General features: G+C 68.6%; 8 protein-coding genes and 1 pseudogene. 3 read left to right on the top strand and 6 right to left on the bottom strand.

The window, feature by feature from the left end; all coding sequences use genetic code 11:
* Positions 1–311 precede the first annotated feature (311 nt).
* From VJ655_RS05435 to VJ655_RS05415, 5 genes are all read right to left on the bottom strand, one after another.
* On the bottom strand, positions 312–1682 hold the full coding sequence (locus tag VJ655_RS05435; protein WP_324110048.1) for an MFS transporter: 1371 nt from the start codon (positions 1680–1682) through the stop codon (positions 312–314).
* A 125-nt stretch (positions 1683–1807) separates the two neighbouring features.
* The gene (locus VJ655_RS05430) at positions 1808–1954 is read right to left on the bottom strand and encodes a hypothetical protein (protein ID WP_324110047.1); all 147 of its coding nucleotides are present in this window, start codon (positions 1952–1954) and stop codon (positions 1808–1810) included.
* A gap of 30 nt (positions 1955–1984) precedes the next feature.
* A complete protein-coding gene (locus VJ655_RS05425; RefSeq protein ID WP_324110046.1) occupies positions 1985–2878 on the bottom strand; it encodes a transglutaminase family protein in 894 nt (297 codons plus the stop codon).
* Positions 2879–2902: 24 nt separating this feature from the next.
* Complete coding sequence (locus VJ655_RS05420; protein WP_324110045.1) at positions 2903–3586, bottom strand: TetR/AcrR family transcriptional regulator; 684 nt, start codon at positions 3584–3586, stop codon at positions 2903–2905.
* A gap of 123 nt (positions 3587–3709) precedes the next feature.
* On the bottom strand, positions 3710–4669 hold the full coding sequence (locus tag VJ655_RS05415) for a glycosyltransferase family 2 protein (RefSeq protein WP_324110044.1): 960 nt from the start codon (positions 4667–4669) through the stop codon (positions 3710–3712).
* A gap of 157 nt (positions 4670–4826) precedes the next feature.
* Here VJ655_RS05415 and VJ655_RS05410 point away from each other — a divergent pair, with 157 nt between their 5' ends.
* The 3 genes from VJ655_RS05410 (at position 4827) to VJ655_RS05400 (ending at position 7418) form a co-directional block, all read left to right on the top strand.
* Positions 4827–5186 (top strand): helix-turn-helix transcriptional regulator, encoded by a 360-nt coding sequence (locus tag VJ655_RS05410; RefSeq protein WP_324110043.1) that lies wholly within the window; start codon positions 4827–4829, stop codon positions 5184–5186.
* An 11-nt stretch (positions 5187–5197) separates the two neighbouring features.
* Positions 5198–6640 carry a calcium-binding protein gene (locus VJ655_RS05405; RefSeq protein WP_324110042.1) on the top strand — a complete coding sequence of 481 codons (1443 nt, stop codon included), beginning with the start codon at positions 5198–5200 and terminating at the stop codon, positions 6638–6640.
* A 145-nt stretch (positions 6641–6785) separates the two neighbouring features.
* Positions 6786–7418 (top strand): VOC family protein, encoded by a 633-nt coding sequence (locus tag VJ655_RS05400; RefSeq protein WP_324110041.1) that lies wholly within the window; start codon positions 6786–6788, stop codon positions 7416–7418.
* A gap of 58 nt (positions 7419–7476) precedes the next feature.
* On the opposite strand, the pseudogene VJ655_RS05395 reads toward VJ655_RS05400, so the two are convergent.
* A pseudogene (locus tag VJ655_RS05395) lies at positions 7477–7669 on the bottom strand (VWA domain-containing protein); the annotation flags it as partial.

Here is a 7669-nt window from a genome sequence, read left to right as displayed (position 1 = left end):
CGGATGGGCCTGGGCACGGACCAGCCCACGCCGCGCAAGCCGGAGGGCTGGGTCCCGCCGCCCAAGCCCGACCCGATGACCGCCGGCCATTCGCGCGGCGGCCGCCGGCGGAAGGGCTAGGTCTGGCGGTTTTCAAGGCGGTGAACACTTCCCCGCCTTCCTGGGCCTTGTGCCCAGGACCCATGCCGGCGGCAGGTTGTGATGTGGAGTCCAAGCGGGGCTGAACGGCCCAGAACGCTGGACAAACCCGGCGGCGTCGGAACGATGGGTCCTGGGCACAAGGCCCAGGAAGGCATGATTGTGTTGGCCCGCTAGGCCGTCCGGCTCCGGCCGCTGATCGTCGCGCCGGCGTCCTTGTCCAGCGCCAGGTAGACCGGCAGGGCCAAGAGGGTCACCAGGCCGATCGCCACGAAGGGCAAGATGAACCGGTCGGGGGTCAGGGCGCCGTCCGCGCCCCGCGCTACATGAAGCATCATCCCGCCGAAGCTGACCCCCAGGGCCAGCCCGACCTGCTGGGTCACCGCCGAAAGGGTCGAGGCGGCGGCCGTCGAGCTCTCCGGCACGTCGGCATAGGCGATGGTGTTGGCGGCGATGAACTGGTTGGACCGGCAGAACCCGCCGAGGGTCAGCGCCGCCATCATCAGCCACATCGGCGTCGCCGGGCCGAAGAAGCCGGGCGCGGCGGTGAACGCCGCCGTCAGGCTGACGAACACGGTCAGCGAGGTCCGGAAACCGAAGCGCTTGAGACCGGCGGCCGCGAACGGCCGGGCCGACAGCACCCCGACGCCCGTCGCCAGGGTGACGAAGCTGGCCTTCAGCGGGCTCCAGCCCAAGGCGACCTGCAACAGCAACGGCATCAGGAAGGGGCTGGCCCCGATCCCCAGCCGCACCAGCGTCCCGCCCAGCAGACTGGCGCGATAGGTCGGGTAGCGCAGCAGCGACAGATCCAGGATCGGCCGGCCCGTGCGCTTGCAAATCCGCAGATAGACGATCCCGCAGGTCGCGGAGAGCGCCAGCAGGGCGACCTGGACCCAGGCCGGGAGCAGGCCGACGCCGGAGGTCTCGGCCACCACCACCAGTCCGCTGATCGCCGCCGCCGAAAGCACGAAGCCCGGGGTGTCGAACCGCCCCATGTCGGGCCTGGGCTGGCCGCGCGGCACGAAGCGCATCACGGCGACGGCGCCCAGAAGGCCGACCGGCAGGTTGATGTAGAAGATCCATGGCCAATCGGCGACGCTGAGCACAAGCCCCGCGATCGGCGGGCCGATGAGGGGGCCAACAAGCGCGGGCATGGTGAACCAGCCCATGGCCGACAGCAGCCGGTCCTTGGGCGTCGCGCCGACCACGATCAGCCGCGCCACCGGGGTCATCATGGCGCCGCCAAGGCCTTGGACGATCCGCGAGGCCACCAGGGCGCCCAGGTCGCGCGACAGGCCGCACAGCGCCGAGCCCAGCAGGAACACGGTCATGGCCGACAGGAAGACCCGCCGCGCCCCGAACCGCTCGGCCGCCCAGCCGCTGGCCGGGGTGAACACCGCCAGCGCCAGGATGTAGGAGGTCAGGGCCAGCTTCAGATGGATCGGATCGACCGCGAAGGCGCGGGCCAGGGTCGGCAGGGCGGTCGAGAGGGCCGTGGAGTCGATGAACTCCATCAGCAAGGCGCTGGCGACGGCGATCGACACCAGGCGTCCCGAAAACTTGGAAACCCGCGGCTCTGGCGAAGGATCGGACACGAGGGCGCTTTACGCCCCTGCGCGATGCGGGTCCAGCGACCTTGACCGGATCAGTGACTGGATCAGTGACTGGATCAGTGACCGGGGCGGGGTTCGAAGGTCCGCTTTTCCTTCAGCTTGATGCAGGCCTCGTCCGGCTTCTGGCCGTGCTGAGGCTTGGGCTCCGCCTTGGGGAAGCAGACATTGGTCATCGGGTTCTGGTTCTGAAAGCCGCTGGTCATGGCTTCTTCCTCCGATAGATTTCCATTTTATCACGCCGCGCGGTCGATTTCGTCGACCAAGCGGACATCCACGGAGACGTGAAGTCGCGACTTGCCCGGGTCGCCGATGATCGCGCCGGACACCGGCAAGGCCTGGGCCGGCGTGCGCGTGGCCGCCACCCGAATGAGGTCGGGCGATTCCGCCAGGCCATTGGTCGGATCGAACTCCAGCCATCCCAGGTCTGGCAGGAACACCTCGCACCAGGCGTGGGTGGCGCCCGCGCCGCGGATCCTGGCGTTGGGGGAGTGGATGTAGCCGGTGGCGAACAGGGCCGCGTAGCCCAGCCTTCGCAGTCCCTCGACCATCAGCCAGGCCAGGTCGCGGCAGGCGCCGCTGCGCTTCCGCAGCGTCTCGACCGGCGTCTGGACGCCTTCTTCGGCCCTGGCGCAATAGTCGAACTGCTGGTGGATCAGCTCGTTGATCCGCAGCAGGAAGGCCAGGGCGGGTTCGTCCCGGTGACTGGCCAGGCCGCGCAACCAGCGCAGCAGGATGGCGTCGGGATCGTCGGTGACCGGGGCGATGAACGGCTCCAGCGTCGCGCGATCTTCGCGGGAATAGACGATGGGCGTCAGGGTGTCCGGGTTCTCGATCCGCTGGGGAACCAGGGGCGCCGGATAGCGGTCTATGACCAGCTCGCTGGCCACACGCATGGCGTCGGCCTCGCCGTTCGGCTCGAAGATGCAGATGCAGTTGCCGTTGGCGTCGTAGCTCCAGCGCGTATCGCCGGGCGGAAAAAGACGCAAGGAAGCCTCGACGATCCGCAGGGCGTGGCTGTCGCGCGGCCGGATCATCAGCCGTTGGGGACCAAAGCCCACCGGCCGCTCATAATAGTACCGCGTCTCGTGGAGTATGCGCAGCCGTCCCATGCCGCAGGCGGAACGCACCGCCTACGCTGGGGTTCCGACAGGTCAGGCGCGGAAGCCGGCCTCGGCGAAGTTCAGCATCCGCTCCAGCAGGGCCATCACGTCCGCCTCGCTGGTCTGGCCTTCGGACAGGACGTTCAGGCGGTCGAACTCGGCGAAGCGGTTGTTGTGCAGCATGCCCAGGGTGAAGTGCAGCCGCCAGTAGACCTCCTCCGGCGACAGGTCCGGGCGGGCGCGCAGCAGGGCGTCGGAGAAGCGGCGCAGGTGCGAGACGTCGGTCTTCAGGACCTGGCGGATCTCGTCGGTGCCCTCGCTGCGGGCGCGGATCAGGAACTGCAGCGAGATGCGGCGCTCATGGTCGGGGGCCAGCCAGCGCAGCGGCGGAGTGAGCAGGGCGGCCAGGATCTCGCGCAGCGGCGGCGCGCCGGCGTGACGGTCGCTGGCCTCGTGCAGCATCTTGGCCCGCTCGCGATTGAGCTCGGCCGTGCGCCGCCGGAAGATCTCGAACAGCAACGCGTCCTTGGACCCGAAGTGATAGTTCACCGAGGCGAGGTTCACGCCGGCCGCCGCGGTGATGTCGCGCACCGAGACGTTCTGGAAGCCGTGCAGGGCGAAAAGCCGTTCGGCGGCCACGAACACCAGGTTCTTGGTGGCGGCTTCGGTCTCGGCGGCCTCGACCCCGGCTTCGTTCAAGGAAGCGGAGGCGGCGGCTTCGGTGGTCGGACTCACTACATATTCCCCTTTACCCGTGGGGAACTCTTACGACCGTTCGAATTTGGCGCAAGCGTCAAGATCGATCCGTGTAATGCAAATGCGCCGGCGCTGCTGGAAGGCTCGCGCGACGGGGCGGGATCAGTTGGCGGCCGCGGCCAGGCGCTCGATCCGCGGGGGCGTCCGGCCGCGACGCATCTGGCGCAGCAGGGGACGGGCGACGGCGGCGGCGAGAATCAGCGGCGCCAGGACCAGGGCGAGCGCCTTCCGGCGGCGCGTGTCGGCCCGCTTGAGGAAATAGCGGACCAGGCCGCGGCCCTTGTGCCATTCGATCACCAGCGGGTTCTCGCGGCTGGTGGAGCCGACATGAACGATGTGGGCGTTGGGCTGGAACAGCACGCTGCCGCCCTGGCGGCGCGCGCGCCAGCACAGGTCGATGTCCTCGACGTGCAGGAAATAGCCCTCGTCGAACCCGCCCAGCGCGGCGAAGTCGGCCGCCGACATGTGGAAGCAGGCGCCCGAGATCGTAGGGGTGTCCACCGGGTAGGGCGGGGTGGGCTCGCCCTCCCGGTGGATCTCGAAGCGGCGCAGCGGGGGCAGAAAGGCGCTGAGCTTCGAGAGGCTGAGCAGGGTCGTGACGGGCGTGATTTCGCCACGCCGCGCGCCCCGCTGTTCTGTGCCGTCGGTGTTGAAAACCCGGGCGCCGATGACGCAGGGCGAGGGACGGTCGCGCCCGGCTTCGATCAGGGCCGCGATGGCGCCGGGCGTCAGGAAGGCGTCGGGATTGAGGAACACCAGCGCCTGGCCCTTGGCGTTGGCCGCGCCCAGGTTGGCCGCGCGGGCGAAGCCGATGTTGCCGAGACCCTGCAGCAGGCGCACGCGGTGTTCGCGCCGCGCGAGTTCCCGCAGCCAGGCCGCGTCGGCCAGGGACGAGCCGTTGTCGACGATGACGAACTCCTCGACGGCGGGCTCGGCCAGGACGTGACGCACGCTTTCGATCAGGGCGGGGCCGGTCATGTAGACGACCATGACCACCGACGCGCGGGGCGGCGTCGCCGGCGTGGCGGCGCGTGAGTGGGCGGGGTCGATCGAAACGTACATGCGCTCACTGCGTTCAAAATAGTTGCGTTAAAACTGTATGTGCATCAGCCTGGGTCCGCAAGAGGCGACACGCGCTCAGCAACAGATTGTTGCGTTTTTACGCAATGTGTAACAACTAAGGCGGCGCTCGCTTCAGGAGCGCGGAAATGGCTTTGCGATGTCACGAACGGCGATGAACCCCGCCAAGGCGGCGCTGACCAAGTCCCTCCGCCGTGAGGCGGGGCGTTGGCTGAAGTCCGCGCGCGAGGCCGCGGGCCTGACTCAGGCCGAACTGGCCGAGAAGACGGGTTTGCGTTACTACACCTTCGTATCCCAGGTTGAGAACGGTCTGGGGCGCGTACCGATCGAGGCCCAGGCCGTATGGGCCGAAAGCCTCGGCCTGGATCCCAGCCAATTCGCCAGAACCCTTCTTCGCTACTATGAACCCGAACTTCATCGACTGCTGTTCGAAGGCGCCGCCGACATGGACATCCCTGTCGCGGACGTCCCGGTCGAGGCTGATCGGGCGCAGGGCTGACGAGCGCCGCGATGGGTGAAATCCTCGCCTTCGCCCCCCGGCCGCCGGCCGGTGACTGGACCGCCAACGAGCGGGGCCTGCTGCTGTTGCTCACCCAGCAGCTGGCCAGCAGCTATGGCGAGGTCGACGGCGTCTTCGGCCAGACCGATTCCGGAGATCCCTGGTACGTCGTGACCGACGCCAACCAGGACGTGCTGGTGCACGTCGCCCGCATCGACGGCCAGTTCGTGGTCCACGACGCGGCGATCGACATGTTCCATCAGGTCGGCAGCCTGTGGGGCGCGCTGCGCCAGGTTCTCTCCTCGGGCGCCGCCGAAGAGCCCGGCGGTGTCGTGGTCGCCTTCAACCCGGCCAGCCGCGAGGCCCAGTCCTTCCTGTCGCTGGTCATCGCCGTCGGCCTCTATCTCGAGCTTCGCGACCTGGATCTGGGCGTGGCGGGGCGGCTGGACTTCGACTCCTTGCCACGCGCCGACGACCCAGCGATCGAGGGCGTCGCGGCCAAGCTGATCGCGGCGCTCAATCTCGAGGCGGATCGGGCCCAGGGCCATTCGGCGATCCCGACAGCCTCGACGGCCGAAGCCGCCATCGCCGCGCCTCCGCAGAAGTCCGTCCTGCTCCAGGACGTGGCCGTTGGCGCGCCTTCGCAGGGCCAGGAGGGCTTGGGCCCGGTCCAGGCCTCGCACCCGGAGGCCGCGCCATCCGCGGCGGCTAGGTCGCATGCAGCGCCAGCGCCCCAGAGTCCTGAGCCTCAGAGCCAGGAGCCTCGCGAAGGCCAGTTCGAACTGACGGCCAGCGACATCGGCGCGCCGGGAACGGGCTTCATCGGCTCCAAGGCCATGACGTCCGGCACCGCGGGCGCCGACACCATGGTCGGCACGAGCGACGGCGACACGATCGCGGGCGGCGCCGGCGATGACTATATCGACGGCCGCGGCGCGCGGCAGGGTCAGGTCGACCGTATCGATGGCGGCGCCGGCGACGATCGCATCGTCATGAACGCCCGCGTGGTGGCCTCCGGCAGCGCCGGCGCCGACACCTTCCTGGTCGCGGCCAACGCGCCGACCACAAAGGCCGAAGCTCTGCTGGGCGTGGTGCTCGACTACTCGGCCGCGAAGGGAGACCACTTGGCGGTGCTGGGCGCGGGCGTGATGACGATCGTCAGCACCGCCGCGGTCAGCGACGTCCTGGCGGCCCAAGGCGCGACCCTTGGCGAGGCCACGGCCGCGATGGTGACCGACGTGACCAAGGTCGTGGCCGGGACGCGCGTCGGTTTCGACGTGAACGGCGACGGGCGCGAGGACGTCTTCATCCTGCTGGGCGGCGCGACGACCTCCACCTTCAAGCTCAACACGACGATCGCCAACGACCACACCGACACGACGGTGCCGCTGGTGGGACAGCCGTCCGGCGCCGACATCGCCGGCCATGCGGGCGACCCGCCCGCGACGCGCTAGGGCGCTCGGCGACGATTTCGACCCGGGGGGCGGACGTTGACCTGTGGGACGCGCGGCCATACCCTCATCCAGTTGCTGTAGGGCGCATCGGTTCAAACGCCGGAAGGGCTAAGCCCGCCTACGACACCTCAATCGTAACGCGCCCATGCTGAATCTCGAAAATCTGCGCAAGCAGGCCAAGCTTCACCTTCGCTGGCATCGTGAACGGTATTTCCCCGTCGCAAGCCAGATCCGGTCGCTGCTGCCGCGTTACCGCGGCCTGACGGACCAGGAGATCCTGGCCTCGCCCTTCAAGCTGAGCGACGCCCAGGACCTCGTCGCGAGGAAGGTGGGATTCGAGAACTGGCTGGCGCTAACCAAGGGCCTTTCATCCATGCCAGTTGCAAACCCTTCGTCTTCCTCTGCCGTTATCGCCGCCGAACCGCAGCTTTTCGTCTCCGACATGGCGGTCTCGCTTGCGTTCTATGAGGAGAAGCTCGGCTTTCGCCGCGTGTTCGTCTCCGGCGAGCCCGCCTTCTACGCCCAGGTCGCGCGCGACGGCGCGAAACTGAACCTGCGTCGCGTCGACGGACCCGTATTTTCCGAACATTTCCGCGCCCACGAACCAGACGCTCTGTCGGCGACCCTGACGCTCGACGACGCCAAGCCTCTATTCCTGGAGCTTCAGGCCGCCGGCGTGACCTTCCGCCAGACCTTGCGCAGCGAACCCTGGGGCGCGCGCACCTTCATCGTCGGCGACCCGGATGGAAACCTGATCCTTTTCGCGGGCGCGGGTTGAGCCGTCGTCGGCGTTCGCGGGCCGGGTGGAAGCCTGGGTCTCCAGGCTCCCCAGGGCCCTAGCCGCGCACCAGTTCCCGCATCGCTTTGTCCAGGCCTTCCAGCGTCAGCGGGTACATCCGGTCGGACAGGATCTGCTTCATGACGCCGATCGACTGAGTGTAGTCCCAATGGCGCTCGGGCGTCGGGTTCAGCCAGACGCAACTCTGATAGATGTCGGCGACGCGCTGCATCCAGACCGCGCCAGGCTCC

The sequence above is a fragment of the Caulobacter sp. genome (assembly GCF_035254145.1).
Lineage (GTDB): Bacteria > Pseudomonadota > Alphaproteobacteria > Caulobacterales > Caulobacteraceae > Caulobacter.
This window is presented reverse-complemented; position numbering and strand designations above follow the sequence as displayed.